This is a genomic window from Thermopolyspora sp. NPDC052614 (assembly GCF_040678635.1).
Taxonomy (GTDB): domain Bacteria; phylum Actinomycetota; class Actinomycetes; order Streptosporangiales; family Streptosporangiaceae; genus Thermopolyspora.
Window position 1 is genome coordinate 541,956 of the sequence record NZ_JBFATZ010000004.1, and the last position, 18,411, is coordinate 560,366.

14 protein-coding genes are annotated in these 18,411 nt (G+C 71.5%); 8 read left to right on the forward strand and 6 right to left on the reverse strand.

Annotation, left to right across the window (positions count from 1 at the left end):
• Positions 1 to 61 precede the first annotated feature (61 nt).
• Positions 62 to 1,324, forward strand: coding sequence for an ATP-binding protein (locus AB0K60_RS12045; RefSeq protein WP_364051999.1), 1,263 nt, complete (start codon positions 62 to 64; stop codon positions 1,322 to 1,324).
• A 17-nt stretch (positions 1,325 to 1,341) separates the two neighbouring features.
• On the opposite strand, the gene AB0K60_RS12050 is transcribed toward AB0K60_RS12045, so the two are convergent.
• The 4 genes from AB0K60_RS12050 to AB0K60_RS12065 all read right to left on the reverse strand — a co-directional run bounded on the left by AB0K60_RS12050 (position 1,342) and on the right by AB0K60_RS12065 (position 8,924).
• On the reverse strand, positions 1,342 to 4,815 hold the full coding sequence (locus tag AB0K60_RS12050) for a 2Fe-2S iron-sulfur cluster-binding protein (protein WP_364052002.1): 3,474 nt from the start codon (positions 4,813 to 4,815) through the stop codon (positions 1,342 to 1,344).
• Positions 4,816 to 4,901: 86 nt separating this feature from the next.
• Positions 4,902 to 5,183 (reverse strand): sarcosine oxidase subunit delta, encoded by a 282-nt coding sequence (locus tag AB0K60_RS12055; RefSeq protein ID WP_364052004.1) that lies wholly within the window; start codon positions 5,181 to 5,183, stop codon positions 4,902 to 4,904.
• A complete protein-coding gene (locus AB0K60_RS12060) occupies positions 5,183 to 6,397 on the reverse strand; it encodes a sarcosine oxidase subunit beta family protein (protein ID WP_364052006.1) in 1,215 nt (404 codons plus the stop codon). The genes AB0K60_RS12055 and AB0K60_RS12060 overlap by 1 nt, the downstream gene beginning before the upstream one ends.
• Before the next feature lie 10 nt (positions 6,398 to 6,407).
• Positions 6,408 to 8,924 carry an FAD-dependent oxidoreductase gene (locus AB0K60_RS12065; protein WP_364052009.1) on the reverse strand — a complete coding sequence of 839 codons (2,517 nt, stop codon included), beginning with the start codon at positions 8,922 to 8,924 and terminating at the stop codon, positions 6,408 to 6,410.
• Between the two features lie 415 nt (positions 8,925 to 9,339).
• Here AB0K60_RS12065 and AB0K60_RS12070 point away from each other — a divergent pair, with 415 nt between their 5' ends.
• From AB0K60_RS12070 to AB0K60_RS12080, 3 genes are all read left to right on the forward strand, one after another.
• The gene (locus AB0K60_RS12070; RefSeq protein WP_364052012.1) at positions 9,340 to 9,984 is read left to right on the forward strand and encodes a hypothetical protein; all 645 of its coding nucleotides are present in this window, start codon (positions 9,340 to 9,342) and stop codon (positions 9,982 to 9,984) included.
• Positions 9,985 to 10,142: 158 nt separating this feature from the next.
• Complete coding sequence (locus AB0K60_RS12075; protein ID WP_364052015.1) at positions 10,143 to 11,279, forward strand: sensor histidine kinase; 1,137 nt, start codon at positions 10,143 to 10,145, stop codon at positions 11,277 to 11,279.
• On the forward strand, positions 11,276 to 11,932 hold the full coding sequence (locus AB0K60_RS12080; protein ID WP_364052018.1) for a response regulator transcription factor: 657 nt from the start codon (positions 11,276 to 11,278) through the stop codon (positions 11,930 to 11,932). The genes AB0K60_RS12075 and AB0K60_RS12080 overlap by 4 nt, the downstream gene beginning before the upstream one ends.
• A gap of 33 nt (positions 11,933 to 11,965) precedes the next feature.
• Here AB0K60_RS12080 and AB0K60_RS12085 read toward each other — a convergent pair whose 3' ends face one another.
• Positions 11,966 to 12,676 (reverse strand): DUF2306 domain-containing protein, encoded by a 711-nt coding sequence (locus tag AB0K60_RS12085; protein ID WP_364052021.1) that lies wholly within the window; start codon positions 12,674 to 12,676, stop codon positions 11,966 to 11,968.
• A 264-nt stretch (positions 12,677 to 12,940) separates the two neighbouring features.
• Here AB0K60_RS12085 and AB0K60_RS12090 point away from each other — a divergent pair, with 264 nt between their 5' ends.
• The 4 genes from AB0K60_RS12090 to AB0K60_RS12105 all read left to right on the forward strand — a co-directional run bounded on the left by AB0K60_RS12090 (position 12,941) and on the right by AB0K60_RS12105 (position 16,325).
• Positions 12,941 to 13,936 (forward strand): NAD(P)-dependent alcohol dehydrogenase, encoded by a 996-nt coding sequence (locus tag AB0K60_RS12090; protein WP_364052024.1) that lies wholly within the window; start codon positions 12,941 to 12,943, stop codon positions 13,934 to 13,936.
• Between the two features lie 87 nt (positions 13,937 to 14,023).
• Positions 14,024 to 14,335: a GNAT family N-acetyltransferase gene (locus tag AB0K60_RS12095; protein ID WP_364052027.1), complete on the forward strand. Its 312-nt coding sequence runs from the start codon at positions 14,024 to 14,026 to the stop codon at positions 14,333 to 14,335.
• A gap of 91 nt (positions 14,336 to 14,426) precedes the next feature.
• Positions 14,427 to 15,329 carry an SAM-dependent methyltransferase gene (locus tag AB0K60_RS12100; protein ID WP_364052030.1) on the forward strand — a complete coding sequence of 301 codons (903 nt, stop codon included), beginning with the start codon at positions 14,427 to 14,429 and terminating at the stop codon, positions 15,327 to 15,329.
• 60 nt (positions 15,330 to 15,389) lie between these two features.
• A complete protein-coding gene (locus AB0K60_RS12105) occupies positions 15,390 to 16,325 on the forward strand; it encodes an SAM-dependent methyltransferase (RefSeq protein WP_364052033.1) in 936 nt (311 codons plus the stop codon).
• Positions 16,326 to 16,633: 308 nt separating this feature from the next.
• Here the strand turns inward: AB0K60_RS12105 and atzF are convergent, their stop codons facing one another.
• Positions 16,634 to 18,409 carry an allophanate hydrolase gene (gene atzF, locus AB0K60_RS12110; protein ID WP_364052036.1) on the reverse strand — a complete coding sequence of 592 codons (1,776 nt, stop codon included), beginning with the start codon at positions 18,407 to 18,409 and terminating at the stop codon, positions 16,634 to 16,636.
• Between the last annotated feature and the right edge of the window lie 2 nt (positions 18,410 to 18,411).

The following is an 18,411-nucleotide window of genomic DNA, read 5'->3' on the forward strand; positions in this document are numbered from 1 at the left end:
GCACGCCAGCCTCGGCAAAACGTGCACGTATAGGTGATGAACTGGGATAACATCGGGACCGATGAGTGAGCCCATCCTGTTCCCGCGCCATGCCGAGAAGATGACCCTCGAGGCGCTTGCCGACACCCGCGTGGTCATCGTGAACGGTGCGCGCCAGGTCGGGAAGAGCACCCTGGCCCAGATGATCATCGAGCGTTTGGACGGTGCCCAGCAGCGCTACCTCGATGATCCCGCGGTCCTGGCCGCGTCCGAGGAGGATCCCGTGGGGTTCGTCCGGCATGATGGGCTGCTGCTGATTGACGAAATCCAACGGGCTCCCCAACTGCTGCTGCCGATCAAATACGAGGTGGATCGCGATCAGCGCCCGGGCAGGTTCCTCCTGACCGGGTCCGCCCGCCTGCTGGGGCTGCGTGATCTACCTGACGCACTGCCCGGCCGTACGGAGACCATCGAGCTATGGCCGCTGTCCCAAGGGGAGATCGACAACGCGCCGGACGGGTTCGTGGATCATGTCTTCACGTACGGCCCGGACATCAGCATGCCGGCATGCCCGCTCGATAAACGTGACTACGTCGCGAGGGCGTTGCGCGGCGGATACCCGGAGGCCGTCCGCCGGGATGCCGGACGCAGGCGTAACAGGTTCTTCGACTCCTACATCACCGATCTGATCAGCCGTGACGTGCGTCAGATGTCCGATATCGAACGCCCGGCGGAAATGCGTCGACTGCTCAATGTCATAGCCGCACGCATGGGCGGACTGGCCGTGGCGCAATCGATCGCCGATGCCGTCGGGCTTCATCGGACCACCCTCGTCCGGTACATGAACCTGTTGGAACTGGTCTTCGTCATCAAGCGCATCCCGGCGTGGTCGTCGAACCTCACGAGCCGTGCCGTGTCCACCCCCAAGCTGATCGTCACGGACAGTGGGCTCGGCGGTCGGCTCATCGGTTTGTCCGCCGAGCGGGCGAAGGATGTGACGGCTCCCATCGGGCAACTGCTGGAGAACTTCGCGATCGCCGAGGTGGCGCGCCAGCTCACCTGGGCGGAGGAACCCGTCCAACTGTTTCACTACCGGGACAGGGACAAGGTTGAGGTCGACATGGTCCTGGAGCATGCCTCCGGAGAGGTGGTCGGCATAGAGGTCAAAGCCTCGGCGACCGTACGCGGGGATGACTTCCGTGGGCTGCGCCATCTGGCCGAACGCCTGGGGTCGAGATTCCGCGCCGGATACGTCCTCTACACGGGCGAACTCGTGCTTCCCTTCGGCGAGAAGCTGCGAGCTCTTCCCATGGCGGCTCTCTGGATGCTGGGCGACCGATCCTGAGCGTCCTTGATCGGTGGTCAGGTCGAGTCGCTCGGATGGGATTGGCAGGCGTCCAGGAGCCAGTCGGCGAGGTAGGGGGCGTACGAGGGGCGGACGAAGACGCGGTAGGTGTCGGGTTCGGTGCGTTGGAGGATCACCTGGGCCTGGGCGAGGAGGGTCTGGGCGTGCTGGCCGATCTCGAAGACGGCGGGGTGGAGGTCGATTGGGCAGCCGGTCATGAGGAGGTCGCGGACGCCGGGGCCGGTTAGTTCGATCACGGTGCGCTGGGCGGAGACGTCGACGGCGCAGCCGGCGTGGACGACGGGTTCGGCGCCGCCGACGATCAGCCACCAGCCGGGGCCCAGTTCCAGGACGTCGCCGGTCGGGGCCGAGGGGACGGCCAGGGCGCGTACCTCCCAGGTGGAGAGGAACGGGATCTCTCGGATGCTTACTCCGGGCGCTTCGCCGATGTCCGCGAAGCGGCGGCGGTAGGACTCCAGAGGGCTTCGGGCCATTGCCGTGCCGAGGGGGGCCGGCGGGGGCGGCGGCTCGGGCGCGGACGGGTCGCCGTCGCGGCGTTCGTTGTCCGGGTCGAAGAAGACCGGGTCGACCACTGTCGCCGGGACCGCCCGGCCGTTGGACCAGGCCAGTACGCGGTCTCCCGTCGATGCCTTGGAGAGGGCCATGGCGAAAGTGCGGCCCAGTGCGGCGCTGCGGTAGCTGGATGTCACGTGGCCCAGCATCGGCACCGGGGGCTCGGGGATGTCGCCGTTGGCGGCGATGAGCTGGGCGCCCTCGTCGAGAAGTTCGGACGGGTCGTCGGGGAGCAGGCCGACCAGGTGTTTGCGGTCGGGGCGGCGGGTGTCGGGGCGGGCGTAGGAGCGTTTGCCGACGAAGTCGGGTTTGCGGGTGGAGACGATCCAGGACATGCCGAGGTCGTGTGGGGTCACGGTGCCGTCGGTCTCCTGGCCGACCATCATGAAGCCCTTTTCGGCGCGCAGCACGTGCATGGTCTCGGTTCCGTACGGCACCGCGCCCAGGTCGAGGACCGCGTCCCAGACGGCGGCGCCGTACCAGGAGGGGATGTTGATCTCGTAGGCGAGTTCGCCGGAGAAGCTGATCCGGAAGATGCGGGCGCCCTCGACGCCGAGGACGGTCGTCTGGCGGGCGGTCATGAACGGGAAGTCGTCCAGGTCGAGTTCGGGGGCGAGGGCGGCGACGATTCGGCGCGCGTGCGGACCAGCGACGGCGACGGTGGCCCAGTGTTCGGTGACGGAGGTGAACCAGACGCGCAGGGACGGCCACTCGGTCTGCTTCCACTCCTCCAGCCAGTCGAGCACGGTTGCGGCGTTGCCGGTGGTCGTGGTCATCACGTAGTGGTCCTCGGCGAGGCGCGCGGTGACGCCGTCGTCGAAGACCATGCCGTCGGCGTGGCACATCACGCCGTAGCGGCACGAACCCACGGGCAGCGTGGAGAACATGTTCGTGTAGATGCGGTCGAGGAATTCCCCGGCGTCCGGGCCCTGGATGTCGATTTTGCCCAGGGTGGAGGCGTCCATCGCGCCGCACGAGGTGCGCACCGCCTCGCATTCGCGCAGCACGGCCGCGTCCATGTCCTCGCCCGGGAGCGGGAAGTAGCGGGGGCGCTTCCACTGGCCGACGTCCTCGAAGACCGCGCCCCGGGCCACGTGCCGCTCGTGCAGCGCGGTCACCCGCACCGGGTCGGACAGCGCGCCGCGGTCCCGTCCGGCCAGGGCCGCGAACGGCACCGGCGTGTACGGCGGGCGGAACGTGGTCGGTCCGGCGGGCACCCCCAGCAGCACCGAGACCACGGCGGAGGTGACGGCGGTCTTGCCCTGCTCCGCGCCGGTTCCGGCGGTGGTGTACCGCTTGACGTGCTCGGGCGATCGCAGCCCGGCTTCGAGCGCCCGCGCCACGTCGGTCACCGCCACGTCGCGCTGCAGGTCCACGAACGCCTCGTCGAAGGCGTCCACGTTCGGCTCGTTCTCGAACAGCGTACGCAGCGGGGCGGTCGGCTCGCCCGCGCCGTCCGGCGCGTCGGTTTCCGGGCGGCGCGGCGCCTGCCCGAGGGTGAATCCGCACAGCTCGGCCGCCTGGGTGCCCGCGGCGATGCCGTCCTCGATCGCCTCGGCGGTGCCGAACACGCCCCGGCACGCCCCGGCGGAGCGTACGGCCTGCGCCGACAGGTGCGGCACGTTCGCCTGGAGGTCCTCGTCGAACCTGAGGCGGCCTTGGGATTGGCTGAACAGGTGCACGACCGGGTTCCATCCGCCGGACACCGCCAGCAGGTCGGCGGGGAACACCCGCTCCCCCGGCTCGTGCGCCCGGTCGTCGTCCGATGCCGCGCCGTCCGTGGCGCCGGGCGCGATGCCGCGCACGGTGACGGAGGTGAGTACGCCCTCGTCGTCGGCGCCCGTGCCGGCGACCGTCGCGCCGCGCAGCACCTCGACGCCGCGCGCCGTGGCGGCGGCCGAGGCGGGGCCGTCGCCGGGGCGGGGATCCACGATCGCGGCGATCTCCACGCCGGCGTCCAGCAGGTCGAGGGCGGCCGTGTAGCCGGAGTCGGCGCAGGTGAACACGACGGCCCGCCGCCCGGGGAGTACGCCGTACCGGTTGGCGTAGGTGCGCGCCGCGCCGGCGAGCATCACGCCGGGGCGGTCGTTGCCGGGGAAGGGGATGAGCCGCTCGTGCGCGCCCGTCGCCAGGACCACGCGTTTCGCCCGGATGTGCCACAGCCGCGTCGAGTGGGGGCCGCGACGCTCGACCGCCACCACGTAGTTGTGGTCGTAGTAGCCGGTCGCCGTCGTACGGCTCAGCACCCGCACCTCGGGCAGGCCGGCGAGGCGGCGCAGCGTACCGGCCACCCAGCGGGTCGCCGGGGCGGCGTCGAGCCGTACCCGCGAGCCGAGCAGGTCGCCGCCCGGCTCGGTCTGCTCGTCCACGAGCACGACCCGCGCGCCGGTGCTTCCGGCGGCGAGCGCCGCGGCGAGACCGGCGGGGCCGCCGCCCACCACGAGCACGTCGCAGTGCAGGTACGCCTTGTCGTGGCGGCCCGCGGGCTCGGCTGCCGCGTCCAGGTCGAGCCTGCCCTTGCCGCGCAGGCTGGTGGCGGTGAGGCCGTCGCGCAGTTCCACGGTGGTGGCCGCGATGATCGGCTCGCGGTCGACGCGCAGCAGGGCGTTCGGCTCCTCCACGCCGCAGGTGTAGACGCCGCGCGGCCGTCCGAGGTCGACGCTGCGGCCGACGACGCGCACGCCGTTCGCGAGCAGGGCCGAGGCGAGGGTGTCGCCCTGGTAGCCGGTCAGCTCCCGCCCGTCGAAGGTGAACCGCAGCACCCGGCTCCGGTCCACGCGCCCGCCCGAGGCGAGCCGGTACGGCTGCGCGTTCGCGCCGCCATTTCCGCCGGGGTGTCCGCCGGTGTGTCCGTCACTGTGTTCGCCGGTGTGTCCAGCCACGTCATGCCCGCCCACGTCGTTCCTCGCGCGGCTCATATCCGCTTGAACAGCGCCTACTCGCATGGCGCCCGCTTGAATGGCGCCCGCCCGTTCCTTTCCCGGTCGCGCCGGGTCCGGCGGCGTCACGCACGATCATCCGGCGGCGCCCCTTCCGCGCCCCCATGCCCCTTGATCTCGTGGGTGACGGTGTGCCGCCGCACGGTGAACCAGGTGCGGCACCCGGACGCGTGGAACCAGCGCTCGTGGAACCACCCCTTGGGGTTGTCGCGCATGAACACGTACGCCGCCCACTCCTCGTCGGAGGTCTGCGCCGGGTTCTCCGGATAGGCCACGCCGGCCTGCCCGCCGTACCGGAACTCGATCTCGTCACGCGGCCCGCACCAGGGACAGTCGATGAGCAGCATCAGTGCGCCACCGCCGCCGCGCCGTGCTCGTCGATGAGCGCCCCGGTGGTGAAGCGGTCGAGCGCGAACGGCTCGGCCAGGGGATGCGGTCGGCCGTTCGCGATCGTGTCCGCGTACACCCAGCCGGAGCCGGGGGTGGCCTTGAAGCCGCCGGTGCCCCACCCGGCGTTGATGTAGAGGTTCTCCACGGGGGTGTGGCCGATGATCGGCGAGGCGTCCGGGGAGACGTCCACGATGCCGGCCCAGGTGCGCAGCACCCGTACCCGCTCGAACACCGGGAACAGCTCCAGCGCCGCGCTCATCTGCTGCTCGATCACGTGGAAGGAGCCGCGCTGGCCGTAGGAGTTGTAGGCGTCGATGCCCGCGCCCATGACCAGCTCGCCCTTGTGCGCCTGGCTGACGTACACGTGCACGGCGTTGGACATGACCACGCAGTCGAGCACGGGCTCCAGCAGCTCCGACACCAGCGCCTGGAGGGGGTGCGACTGCAGCGGCAGCCGGATCCCGGCCTTGGCTGCGAGCACCGAGGTGTGCCCGGCGGCGGCGAGGGCGACGGCGCTGCGGGCGCCGATCCTGCCGCGGCTGGTCTGTACGCCGCGAACCTTGCCGCCGGAGATGTCGAAGCCGGTGACCTCGCAGCCCTGGATGAGATCGACGCCCAGTTCGTCGGCCTTGCGGGCGTACGCCCAGGCGACGTGGTCGTGCTTGGCGATGCCGCCGCGCCGCTGCAGGGTGGCGCCGAGGACCGGGTGGCGCACGTCGGGCGAGGTGTTGACGATCGGGCAGAACTTCTTGACCTCGTCGGGTTCGAGCCATTCGGCGTCCACGCCGTTGAGGCGGTTGGCGTTGACGCGGCGCACGCCCTCGCGCACGTCGGCGAGGGTGTGGGCGAGGTTGAGCACGCCGCGCTGGCTGAACATCAGGTCGTAGTCGAGCTCCTCCGACAGGCCCTCCCACAGCTTGAGGGAGTGCTCGTAGATCGCTGCGCTCTCGTCCCACAGGTAGTTGGAGCGGATGATCGTGGTGTTGCGGGCCATGTTGCCGCCGGCGAGCCAGCCCTTCTCCACGACCGCCACGTCCGTTATGCCATGAATTTTCGACAGATAGTACGCCGTGGCGAGGCCATGCCCCCCGCCGCCGACGATGATCACGTCGTACGACGGCTTGGGGTCGGGGTTCCGCCACAGGAACTCGGGGTGGACGACCTCTCTCACGCGCGGGCCCCTAGCATTTGATCTTCGCCATGTCCGGGTCGAACAGCGGCTCGGCGGCGACCTCCGCCGGGACCCGCCGCCCGAAGTACTCGACCTCCACGCGCGTCCCGGGCTCGGACAGCTCCGCGGGCAGCCACGCGTAGGCGATCGGGCGGCCGATCGTGTGCCCGAAGGCCGCGCTGGTCACGTACCCGGCGGCGCCCTCGCGCCCGGACGCGTGCACCGGCTCCGAGCCCATCACCACGCGCTCGGTGAGCAGCGGCACGAGGCGGCGGCGCACGGTCTCGGCGTTCACGCCCTCCAGCGCGTCCCGGCCGATGAAGTCCTTGTTCTTGCGTACGGCGAAGCCCAGGCCGGCCTCGTACGGGTTGTGCTCGGGCGTCATGTCCGCGCCCCAGAGCCGGTAGCCCTTCTCCAGGCGCAGGCTGTTGAAGGCGGCCCGGCCCGCGGCGATCACGCCGTGCGGCTCGCCCGCCCGCCACAGCAGATCCCAGAGCTTCAGGCCCAGGTCGGCGGTGGTGTAGATCTCCCAGCCGAGCTCGCCGACGTACGAGACGCGCATCGCGGTCACCGGCACCTGCTGGATATATCCAGATTTAGCGGTGAAATAGCGGAAGCCTTCGTTCGACAGGTCGAGATCGGTGAGCGGCTGCACCAGCTCGCGGGCGAGCGGGCCCCACACGCCCACGCAGCAGGTGCCGCCGGTGATGTCGCGGACCTGCACCGGGTCCGGCCAGTCGCGGGCGTGCCGGGCGATCCACTCCAGGTCGAGGTTGCCGTTCGCGCCGACCTGGAACCGCTCCTCGCCGAGCCGCGCGACCGTCAGGTCCGAGCGGACCCCGCCCGCGTGGTCGAGCAGCAGCGTGTACGTCACCGCGCCCACCGGCTTGTCGACGTTGTTCGTGGTCAGGTGCTGGAGCAGCCCGGCCGCGCCGGGGCCGGTGACCTCGATGCGCTTGAGCGGGGTCATGTCGTACAGGGCGACCCGCTCGCGGGTGGCGATCGCCTCGGCGGCGGCGATCGGCGACCAGTACCGCGCGGCCCACTCGTCGCGCAGGCTCGCGCCGACGCGGCGGTCGTGCGCGGGCGGCTCGGCGTCGTCGCGCCGTACCAGCTCCTCCAGGGCGGCGGCGTTCGCGCCGTACCAGTGGGGGCGCTCCCAGCCGGCCCCCTCAAGGAAGTAGGCGTCCAGCTCCCGCTGCCGCACGTAGAACGGGCTGGTGCGCATCGGCCGCGGCGACTCCATCGGCTGCAGCGGATGGATGACGTCGTACACCTCGATGAAGTTCCGCCGCCCGCGCTCCTCGATGAACGCCGGGGCGAGCTGCACCTGTTCGAACCGGCCCAGCTCGCACTCGTGCAGGTCGAAGCTCGACCGCCCGTCCACCAGGCACTCGGCCACCGCCCGCGCCACGCCCGCGGAGTGGGTGACCCACACCGCCTCGGCGAGCCACAGCCCCCGCAGGTGCGGGGCCTCGCCGATCAGGGGGAAGCCGTCCGGGGTGAAGGAGAAGATGCCGTTGATGCCCTCCTCGAACTTCGACTCGGCGAGGGCGGGCATCAGCTCGATCGCGTCCCGCCAGGCGGGCTCGAAGTCCTCGGCGGTGAACGCCTGCACCGAGGGCATCACGGTCGCCTTCTCGGCGATCTCGTGCTGACGGACCGGCATCGGGCGGTGCGCGTACGAGCCCATGCCGACGCGGTCCACGTGCTGGCGGAAGTACAGGTCGCGGTCCTGGTGGCGCAGGATCGGGCGCACCGCCTGGGTCTGCTCGTCGCAGTCGCCGACCAGCGCCTGGATCGGGCCCGTCTTGGCGTACTGGTGGGCCAGCGGCAGCAGCGGCACGGTCAGCCCGGCGAACTCGCCGAGCGTCGGCCCCCAGAACCCGGCCGCGCACACCACGATGTCCGCCGGGATCAGGTTGCCGGTGCCGCCGTCGGCCGCCTCGCCGCCGGTCGTCACCCACACGCCGGTGACCCGGTCCCCGCTGTGCTCGATCCCCTCGACGCGGTGGTGGGCGAGGAAGCGGGCGCCGCGGCCCATCGCGCGGCGGGCCTGCGCCTCGGCGCAGCGCAGCGCCCACGCCAGGCCGTCGGTCGGGGTGTGGAAACCGCCGAGGATCTTCGCCGGATCGAGCAGCGGCCACAGCTCCACGCAGCGCTCGGGGTCGATCAGCTCGCTCGGCACGCCCCAGGACTGCGCCCAGCCGTGCTTGCGGTGCAGGTCCTGCCAGCGCTCCGGGGTGGTGGCGACCTCCAGGCCGCCCACCTGGTTGAAGCAGCGCTGCCCGTCCAGGGACAGGCTCATGTACTTGTTCACCGTGTACGCGGCGAACTCGGTCATCGTCTTGGACGGGTTGGTCTGGAACACCAGTCCGGGCGCGTGCGAGCTGGACCCGCCGGTGGCGAACAGCGGCCCCTGCTCCAGCACGGTCACCTCGGACCAGCCACGCGTGGTGAGCTCGTCGGCCAGGGCACACCCCACGATGCCGGCCCCAACGATCACTACTCGAGCCCGGCTCGCCATGCACCCTCCGGTCACGCGCCATGTCGCCCTGAATGTGCCCCTGGAGTGGGACGACATCCGAAATACGACACGACATTAAAGCCACTCCCCCGGAGGAAACAACAGGGTGGGAAGGGGGAAGACCGCCACTCGGCGGCCGAATATGGCCAACCAACCATCATATGGAACACAAGGTGCCTCGCACTACTCCAAGCTGTTTTCCGGCACGCACCGTGACGCGCCGGACGATCATCGGCAGGTGCGACACGGCGGTACGGCGTACATGTCCGAAACGTCGGCGCGGCGGTGAGAGAATCATGTGCCGCCCACCGCGCCGACCGCCGTGCCGCCCACCGCACCGCCAGCCCGCGTCGTCGCGCCGAACGGACGGGCGGCCGTTCGCCGAGTCGTCGCAGGCCCGTATCCGGAGGAGATCGTGACCACCGCCCGACCGTCGGACGCCGGGCCACCACCCGAACAGACGCCGGTCGGCCCCCGACCGGGGCCGCTGTGGGCGCGGGCGGTCACCGAGATCCTCGCGCCCGCGCACCTGGTGATCGCGCTGCCGCTGGTGATCGGGTGGCGGGCCACCTGGCCGGATCCGGCCGGGGTGTGGTGGGGGCTGACCGCGTCGCTGTTCTGCGGCATCGTGCCGTACGCGGTGATCCTCGCCGGAGTGCGCGCGGGCCGCCTGACCGACCGGCACGTCGTGCGGCGCGACCAGCGCATGGGGCCGCTGGCCCTCGCCCTCGCCTCGGTCGTGGCCGGGCTCGCCGCGCTGCTGGCGTTCCGGGCGACCCCGGCCGTGGTGGTGCTGGTGCTCGGCATGCTGGGCGCGCTGGTCGTCATCGTGCCGATCACGACATTCTGGAAGATCAGCCTGCACGCCGCCGTCGCCGCCGGGGCGGCCACCGCCCTCACCATCACGTTCGGCCTCTACGCCGCCGCGGTCGGCTGGCCGCTGGTCCTGCTGGTCGCCGCCGCCCGGGTGGCCCTGCGGGTGCACACCTTCGCCCAGGTCGTCGCGGGCGCCCTGGTCGGCGCGCTCGTCCCGCTCGGCGTCTACCTCCTCGCGGAGTAGGCCGCGACACCCGCCGCGGCGGCCCGTCGGTACCGGAAGGGCGAGGACGGTGCCGCTCAAGGTCGCGTTCTGACCCCAGGTACGGCCACATGGTCTGGGCCGCCCTGTTCGCGTTTTCAGGGCCGGTACGTGACGGCGGGCACACGTACCATGATTGAGTGCACGGCCTCCTTCGCTCCGTGTGGAACGAACCGTCTCCCCCCGATCCCCCGCAACGGGTCTGGCGCGACTGGGTGCTCGTCGGGTTGTTCGCGTCGGCCGCGCTCGTCGAGGGCGTCCTGCGGCGCGATCTCCCGGCTCCGGCGGTGTCCACGATCGTCACCGTGGGGCTGACGGCCACGCTGCTGTGGCGGCGGACCAGGCCGCTGCCGATGGTCGTGGTCGCGTTCCTGGTCACGGGCGCGTTCCCGCTGCTGGCGGGGATCGACATCGGCGGCATGTACTCGATGGTGTTCGTGGTGCTGCTGCCGTACGCGCTGTTCAGGTGGGGGTCCGGGCGCGAGGCCGTGATCGGGGTGCCGGTCATGCTGTGCTCGATCGCCGTCTCCGCGGCCTCGGCCGACACCACGTCCGACCTGCTCGGCGCGTTCGCCGTCATGATCACGGCGATGGCGCTGGGGGTGGCGTTCCGGTACCGGGCGGGGGCGAGGGCGCGCGAGCTGGCCCAGGTCAAGATGCTGGAACGCGAGCAGCTCGCGCGCGACCTGCACGACATCGTCGCCCACCACGTCTCGGCGATGGCGATCCGCGCCCAGGCCGGGCTGGCGACCGCGCCGTCGCGTCCGGAGGCGGCGACCGACGCGCTGCGCGTCATCGAGGCCGAGGCGGCCCGCACCCTGGCCGAGATGCGGGCGATGGTGCGCGTGCTGCGCCGTAACGAGCCGGCGGAGCTGACGCCCGGCCATCACCTCACCGACCTCGAACATCTGGCCGGGCAGAGCCGGTTCGGGCCGTCGGTCGAGGTGAGCCTCGACGGGGACCTGGACGACGTGCCCGCGTCGGTCGGGGCCGCGATCTACCGCATCGCGCAGGAGTCGGTCACCAACGCCCGGCGGCACGCCGAGGGCGCCAGCCGCATCCGGGTGGACGTGACCGCCGACGCGACCACGGTACGGCTGCGCGTCAGCGACGACGGCGAGCCCGCCCCGCCCCGGACGATCGCCTCCCCCGGGTATGGGATCATCGGCATGATCGAACGGGCGAGCCTGCTCGGCGGCACCTGCGAGGCGGGCCCGGCCCCCGACGGCGGCTGGACCGTGACCGCCGTGCTGCCCAGGAGCGGTGAGGCGAGATGAGCATCCGGGTGATCGTCGCCGACGACCAGGAGATCGCCCGCACCGGGCTCACGATGATCCTCAACGCCCAGCCGGGCATCGAAGTGATCGCCGAGGCCGGGGACGGGCGGCAGGCGGTCGAACTGGCGCAGCGGCTGCGCCCCGACGTGTGCCTGTTCGACATCCGCATGCCGCGATTGGACGGCATCGACGCCACGCGCATGCTCGCCGGTCCCGCCGTCGCCGACCCGCTCGCGGTGGTCGTCATCACCACGTTCGACCTCGACGAGTACGTCTACGCGGCGTTGCGGGCCGGCGCCCGGGGGTTCCTGCTCAAGGACGCCGGGCCCGACATGCTCTCTCAGGCCGTCCGCGCCGCCGCCAACGGCGAGGCGCTGATCGCGCCGAGCATCACCGCGCGCCTGCTGGAGACCTTCGCGAACGCCGCGCCGTCCCCGCCGCCGCCCCAGCCGATCGACGCGCTGACGGTCAGGGAGGAGGAGATCCTCGCCGCCGTGGCCCGCGGCCTGACCAACAGCGAGATCGCGGAGGCGATGCACATCTCGCTCAGCACCGTGAAGAGCCACGTCGCGAGCCTCATGACGAAGCTCGGCGTGCGGAACCGGGTCGAGATCGCCATGTGGGCGTACGAGACCAGGCGCGTCAAGAGCTGAGCGACAAGAACCGGGCGCCAAGAGCCGGGCGCGTCAGGAGCCGACGTGGGGCGCGACGCGGCGGGTGCGCCGGGCCGTACGGGTGCGCAGGATGGCGACTTCGGCGACGGCGAGGTTGAGCAGCCATGCGGCGCCCATGAGCAGCGCCCTGGTGTGCGCGTCGTCCACGTCGATGCCGCCGGCGACGGCGGAGCCCAGGATGACGGCCTGCGTGCCGGCGCCCGCGCCGATGGCGTAGGCGCGCATCATCCAGGCCCGGTGCCGGGCGATGTCGCGCCGCCGGACCGCGGCGAAGCCGAGCACGATCGCCAGGGTCATCAGGGTGCCGAACAGCAGCCGGAAGGCGCCCAGGAGCGGGCCGTCGTGGGCAGGGAGCCGGTAGAACAGCGTCATCCAGATGCCGGAGAGCGCCGCGACGAGGCCGGTCGGGATCAGGATTCGGCCGGCGATCCTGTGCCAGCGGGACCGCATGCGGCGGAAACGGGGCGAGAACTGGAAGGCGCCCAGGACGGTGTAGACGGTCGCGCCCACCACGTGGAGCACGATGGGCACGGGCGAGGCGGAGAAGCGCGCGTTGGCGGGGGTGACCTCCGCGCCGACGCTCAGCTCCGTCAGGCGGATCCCCGCGGCGAGCAGGGGCACGAAGCCGAGCGCGAGGAGTCCGGTGATCACAAACCGTCCCCGCCAGGCGGCGGGCTCGTTCCGCGTGCGCCGAGGTCGGGGGTGCGTGCTCTCGTCAATCATGACTCGATGCTGACGTCGGGGCCCGCCCCCATCTTCCGCCCAGCGGTCCGACTCCGGTCGGCCCATCGGCCACCGGAGAAGTCGTACTTTCGGCGGTTGAGCCTTCGCCGCGCCCGTGACCACACTGAGGTCACACGCCGCGAACCCTTCCCGCGCCCTTCCCGTTCCCCTCTCGTGGCCCTCTCGTGGCTCCGGCAGGCTCGGCATCCGCCAGGACGGGCCGTCTGCGGCGCACATCGATCCCCCACCGGCCAGGAGTGTGTGATGAAGGCCTTTGTCCTGCCCAAGTACGGCTCGCCCGACGTTCTCGAACTCCGGGAGATCCCCCGCCCCGTGCCCAAGGACGACGAGGTGCTGGTCCGGGTGCACGCCACCAACGTGCAGCCGGCCGACTGGCACATGATGCGCGGCGAGCCGTACATCGCGCGCCTGATGCCGGGCCCGCTCGGCCTGCGCGAACCGAAGATCTCGATTCTGGGCGCCGACATCGCCGGGGTGGTCGAGCAGGTCGGCGGGAACGTGACCGAGTTCACCCCCGGCGACGAGGTGTACGGGATGCCCAAGTCCGGCGGCTTCGGCGAGTACGCGTGCGTCGCGGCGAACGAGCTCGCCCCCAAGCCGAAGAACCTCTCCTTCGAGCAGGCGGCGGCCGTGCCGCTGGCCGCGGGCACCGCCCTGATCGGCCTGCGTGACCAGGGCGGCATCCGGCCCGGCCTGCGCGTCCTGATCAACGGCGCCTCCGGCGGCGTGGGCACCTTCGCCGTGCAGATCGCCAAGGCGTACGACGCGGAGGTGACCGCCGTCTGCGGCACCCGCAACGTCGCCCTGGTCCGTTCCCTCGGCGCGGATCACGTCGTCGACTACACCAAGGAGGACTTCACCCGGGGCGACCGCCGCTACGACCTCATCCTCGACTGCGCCGGCGGCAGGTCGGGCGCGGCCTGCCGCCGCGTCATGACCCGCAAGGGCGTCCACGTGATCGTCGGCGGCAAGGGCACCCGCTGGTTCCAGCCCGTCCTCCACATCACGGCGACGCTCGCCGCGAACCCGCTGGTGCCGCAGAGGATGGCCATGGCCGACGTGATCGGCTACCCGGAGACGAAGAAGAACCTCATCACCCTCACCGGGCTCATCGAGGAGGGGACGGTCACGCCGGTCATCGACCGCCTCTACTCCTTCGAGGAGATCCCCGAGGCGATCCGCTACTCCGAACAGGGCCACGCCACGGGAAAGATCGCCGTCACGGTCCAGGCCGCTTGACCAAGACGAAGTCGGCCGATACCGGCAAACATCCGCAGACATCCGGCGGCTCGTTCGTTAAGGTCCCGGACATGAAGGTACGTCCACGTGAAAGCTCCGACCTTCCGGTGGTGGAGTCCTTCCTCGCCGGCAATCACAGCACCCGGGTGGCCCGTCATCGCAGCCGTCGAAGAAGTCGCCTCTGGACTGGGGCTCGGCCGCCTCTCGCTGATCACCACCAATGACAATGTGGACGCGCTGCGTTTCTACCAGCGCCGCGGCTTCCGGTTCGCCGCGATCCGCGCTGGAGCCGTCGACGACAGCCGCGCCGACCTCAAACCCGAGATCCCCACGATGGACAACTACGGAATCCCGATACACGATGAGATAATTCCTGAAAAGCACCTTTTGGGCAGTTAACACCTACATCAACAAGCCCGATATTTCGGGCCATAATGGTGGCAAGATCCGGCTCACGCCGGAGAAACCCTCGACACCCGGAGGCAGGCCGTTGCCAGGAAGTGACGCCGGTGGCGAGCCGTACCGGTTTCTGCGCACCACCGAAACCGAGACGGCTCCCGCACCCGACATCGACACGTCCAAGCCCCATGCCGCCCGGATCTACGACTATTGGCTCGGCGGCAAGCACAACTACGCGGCCGACCGCGAGGTGGCCGAGCAGTTCCTCAAGACCCTGCCGAAGACCCTGCTCGGCGCGCGGGTCAACCGGCGGTTCCTCATCGACTCGGTCCGGTGGCTCGCCCAGGAGGCGGGCATCCGGCAGTTCATCGACATCGGCTCCGGGCTGCCCACCCAGCAGAACGTGCACGAGGTCGCCCAGGAGATCACCGAGGACGCCCGCGTCGTCTACGTCGACAACGATCCCCTGGTGCTGGTGCACGCCGACGCGCTGCTGACGGCCGACGACCGCACCATCGTCATCAACGCGGACCTGCGCGACCCACAGCGCATCCTCGACGATCCCGCGGTGCGCAACCTGATCGATTTCTCGCAGCCCGTGGCGCTGCTCATGGTGGCGGTCCTGCATTTCATCCATGACGACAAGGTCGCCTACGACAGCGTCAAGACCCTGTGCGACGCGCTTCCCTCGGGCTCGTACGTCGCGATCGCCCATATGCTCACCGAAGAGGGGCGCGAGGACATCGACACGGCCGTCAAGCTCTACAGCAAGGCCAGTACCCCCATCGTCGCCCGCACCCGCGAGCAGATCGCCCGCTTCTTCGACCGCCTCACCCCGATCGGCCCCGGAATGGTCCACGTCGCCGACTGGAGCCTCGGCGACGCCGACTTCCACCGTCGCGGGCGCCCCGGCGACGCGGTCATGCCCATCGACGACCCCTCCCTGCTGGCCGACATCGCGTTGATGTGCGGCATCGCCCGCATCGACCGCTGATCGTCCAGCTCACCGACCGTACTGATCCTGAGAACCCTGCGACCCACCTGGAGGCTGGCCGTGTCCCGCAGCGACATCGATGGTGATGAATCGACGAGATTCGCGGGCGAGATGGCGGGGAGCCTGCCGGGTGGCCCGACGCCGGATGGGGAGACGCCTCCCGCGCCGGACATCGACATCTCCAAGCCGCACGTCGCCCGCATGTACGACTACTTTCTCGGCGGCAAGAACAACTACGCGGCCGATCGCGAAGCCGCCGAGCAGGTCATCGCGATGTTCCCGCAAACGCGACTGGGCGCGCGGGCCAACCGGCGGTTCCTGATCGACGCGGTGCGGTGGCTGGCCGGGGAGGCGGGCATCCGCCAGTTCATCGACATCGGCTCCGGGCTGCCCACCCAGCAGAACGTGCACGAAGTGGCCCAGGAGATCGCCGCGGACGCCCGCGTCGTCTACGTGGACAACGACCCGCTGGTCCGGGTGCACGCGGACGCGTTGCTGGCGACCGACGGCAACACCGCCGTCATCGAGGCCGACCTGCGCGACCCGCAGGCCATCCTGAACGACGCCACGCTGCGCGGGCACCTGGACCTCTCCCGGCCGGTGGGCCTGCTCATGGTGGCGGTCCTGCACTTCATCGAAGATTTCGACACGGCGCTGGCGAGCGTCAGGCACCTGTGCGACGGGCTGCCCTCGGGCTCGTACCTGGTGATCTCGCACGGCCTGGCCCAAGAGGGACGGGACGACGTCGAGGAGGTCCGGAAGGTATACCGCAGGTCCAGCTCCTCGGCCGTCGTGCGCAGCCGTGCGGAGATCGCCCGCTTCTTCGACGGGCTCACCATGGTGGGCCCCGGCCTGGCCCACTTCGCCGACTGGAGCATCGGCGACGCGGCGGCACGGCGACGCGCCTACCCCGATGACCGGGTCGTGTCCATCGACGATCGCTCCTTCCTGGCCGGCATCCCGATGATGGGCGGCATCGGCCGCATCGACCGCTGACCCCGCCTGCGGATACGCGCCAAAGTCATCGACCGGGAATCCCCACCGCCCGGGTGGCGCCGGACCTGCCGACCGCCACCCGCGCCGGGCATCCCCATCGGGTCCTTACGCTGCGGAATGCGGGCAAGTTACGTACCGACCACTCAAGAATCGGTTCGCCTGTCCGCCGCACCATCGGGACCAGCATGGTCGTGAGCTGGTCTCCGGTGGCCGCGCCTGAGCCTCGCCGAGCAGGCGGTCCCCGGCGGCCGTCGTGGCGCGGGCGTGTGCGTCCGCGCCACGACGACCCACGCCACGACGGCCCCGCGTCACCCGCGGGAGGCGAGGTAGGCGGGCCAGCTCCGGTGGGCGGTGATATCCGGGGTTCCGGCGAGGGCGTACGGCTCGCAGAGGAAGCCGTGGACGTTGCGGCCGTCGTCGAGTTCGACGGTGCCGAGCCCGAGCGGCGGCGGGATGCTGACCAGGAGGCGGCCCAGGGCCTCGGGCGTCATGCGGTGGAGTTCGACCTCGATCGGGGCGCCGGGCTCGACTCTGACCATGCCGGGCCGGTCGCCGAGGTCGTGCAGGCGGTAGGCGGGGGCGGTGTGGGCGAGGCCGTGCCGTACCGCGCCCAGGGCGGCGAGCTGCGGGTGCAGGGGGTGCCCGGTGCGGTGCGCCCCGACGACGGCGAGGAGGGTGAGGTCGGCCGGGTCGGGTGGGGCGGGCTCGGCGAGGAAGGCGGCGGCGAGGCCCGCGAGCAGGCCGTCGGTGCCCGCGGGGGCCATCAGCGTGACGCCGTGCGGCCTGCCCGCGGGGGTCGTGCCGGCGGGGACGGCGACCGCCGCCAGGTCCAGCAGGTTGCAGAAATTGGTGTAGCGGCCGAGGTGGGCGTTGCGGACGATCGGGTCGGCGGCCATCTCGGCCCGGGTGTAGGTGGTGGGGACGGTCGGCACGGCGAGCACGTCGACGTCGCGCAAGACGCGGGCGGTCTCGGCGCGCAGCTCGACGAGGCGGTGCAGGCCGCGGAAGACGTCCGCGCCGGTGATGCGGGTGCCCGGTTCGAGGACGCGGCGGGTGACCGGGTGCACCTGGTCGGGGTGGGCGGCGAGGAAGTCGCCGACGGCGGCGATGCGCTCGGCGAGCCAGGGACCCTCGTAGAGGAGGCGTCCGGCGGCGAGGAAGGGGCCCAGGTCGATCGGGACGATCTCGTGGCCGAGGCCGCGCAGGCGCGCGACGGCCTCGGCGAAGCCCGCCTCGGTGCCCTGGTCGCCGAGGAAGTCCGGGTGCTCGGGCACGGCGACGCGCAGGCCACGGCCGGGAGCGACCGGGGCCGGTGAGGGCAGGTCGCGGGACCACGGGTCGTCCTGGTACGGCCCCGCCATGACGGTGAGCGCGGCCGACCCGGCGGCGACCGTGCGGGCGAAGACGCTCGGGCAGTCGAGGGAGGCGCACGCGGGCACCGTCCCGGTGGTCGGCACCAGGCCGCGGGACGGCTTGAGGCCGACCGTCCCGGTCATCGCGGCGGGCACCCGGCCCGAGCCCGCCGTGTCGGTGCCGATGGCGAAGTCGACGAGGCCGGCGGCGACCGCGACCGCCGACCCCGAGCTCGACCCCCCGGCGATCAGGCCGGGCGCGAGCGGCGACTCGCACGCGCCGTACGGGCTGCGCGTGCCCGATAGACCGGTGGCGAACTGGTCGAGGTTGGTCTTGCCGACCAGCAGCGCGCCGGCCGCGAGCAGCCGCTTCACCAGCGGCGCGGTGCGTTTCGGATGGTAGGCGTAGCCGGGGCAGGCGGCCGTGGTGGGCAGCCCGGCCACGTCGATGTTGTCCTTGACGGCGAACGTCATGCCGTACAGCGGCCCGCCGGGGTCGAGCCGGTCCAGGTCGGCGAGCACGTCCTCCTCCGGGCGCAGCGTGATCCACACGCCGTCGTCGCCGCGTTCCTTGATCCTCCGGTAGGTCTCGGCGACCCCGGCCGCCGCGCGTTCCCGCGCCTCGGCCGGGTCGACGCCGCCGCCGTGCTCCGCCTCGTCTCCGTCGCCGTCCCCCATGACCTTCCGCGTGGTGCCGGTGACCGATGTGGTGTCGCGCAGGGGCTTTCGCATGA

Bases quoted from the DNA above. Each gene is read 5' to 3' on its own strand.
- AB0K60_RS12045 (WP_364051999.1), top strand. From the start codon at position 62: ATGAGTGAGCCCATCCTGTTCCCGCGCCATGCCGAGAAGATGACCCTC.
- AB0K60_RS12050 (WP_364052002.1), bottom strand. From the start codon at position 4,815: ATGAGCCGCGCGAGGAACGACGTGGGCGGGCATGACGTGGCTGGACAC.
- AB0K60_RS12055 (WP_364052004.1), bottom strand. From the start codon at position 5,183: ATGCTGCTCATCGACTGTCCCTGGTGCGGGCCGCGTGACGAGATCGAG.
- AB0K60_RS12065 (WP_364052009.1), bottom strand. From the start codon at position 8,924: ATGGCGAGCCGGGCTCGAGTAGTGATCGTTGGGGCCGGCATCGTGGGG.
- AB0K60_RS12080 (WP_364052018.1), top strand. From the start codon at position 11,276: ATGAGCATCCGGGTGATCGTCGCCGACGACCAGGAGATCGCCCGCACC.
- AB0K60_RS12085 (WP_364052021.1), bottom strand. From the start codon at position 12,676: ATGATTGACGAGAGCACGCACCCCCGACCTCGGCGCACGCGGAACGAG.
- AB0K60_RS12090 (WP_364052024.1), top strand. From the start codon at position 12,941: ATGAAGGCCTTTGTCCTGCCCAAGTACGGCTCGCCCGACGTTCTCGAA.
- atzF (WP_364052036.1), bottom strand. From the start codon at position 18,409: ATGCGAAAGCCCCTGCGCGACACCACATCGGTCACCGGCACCACGCGG.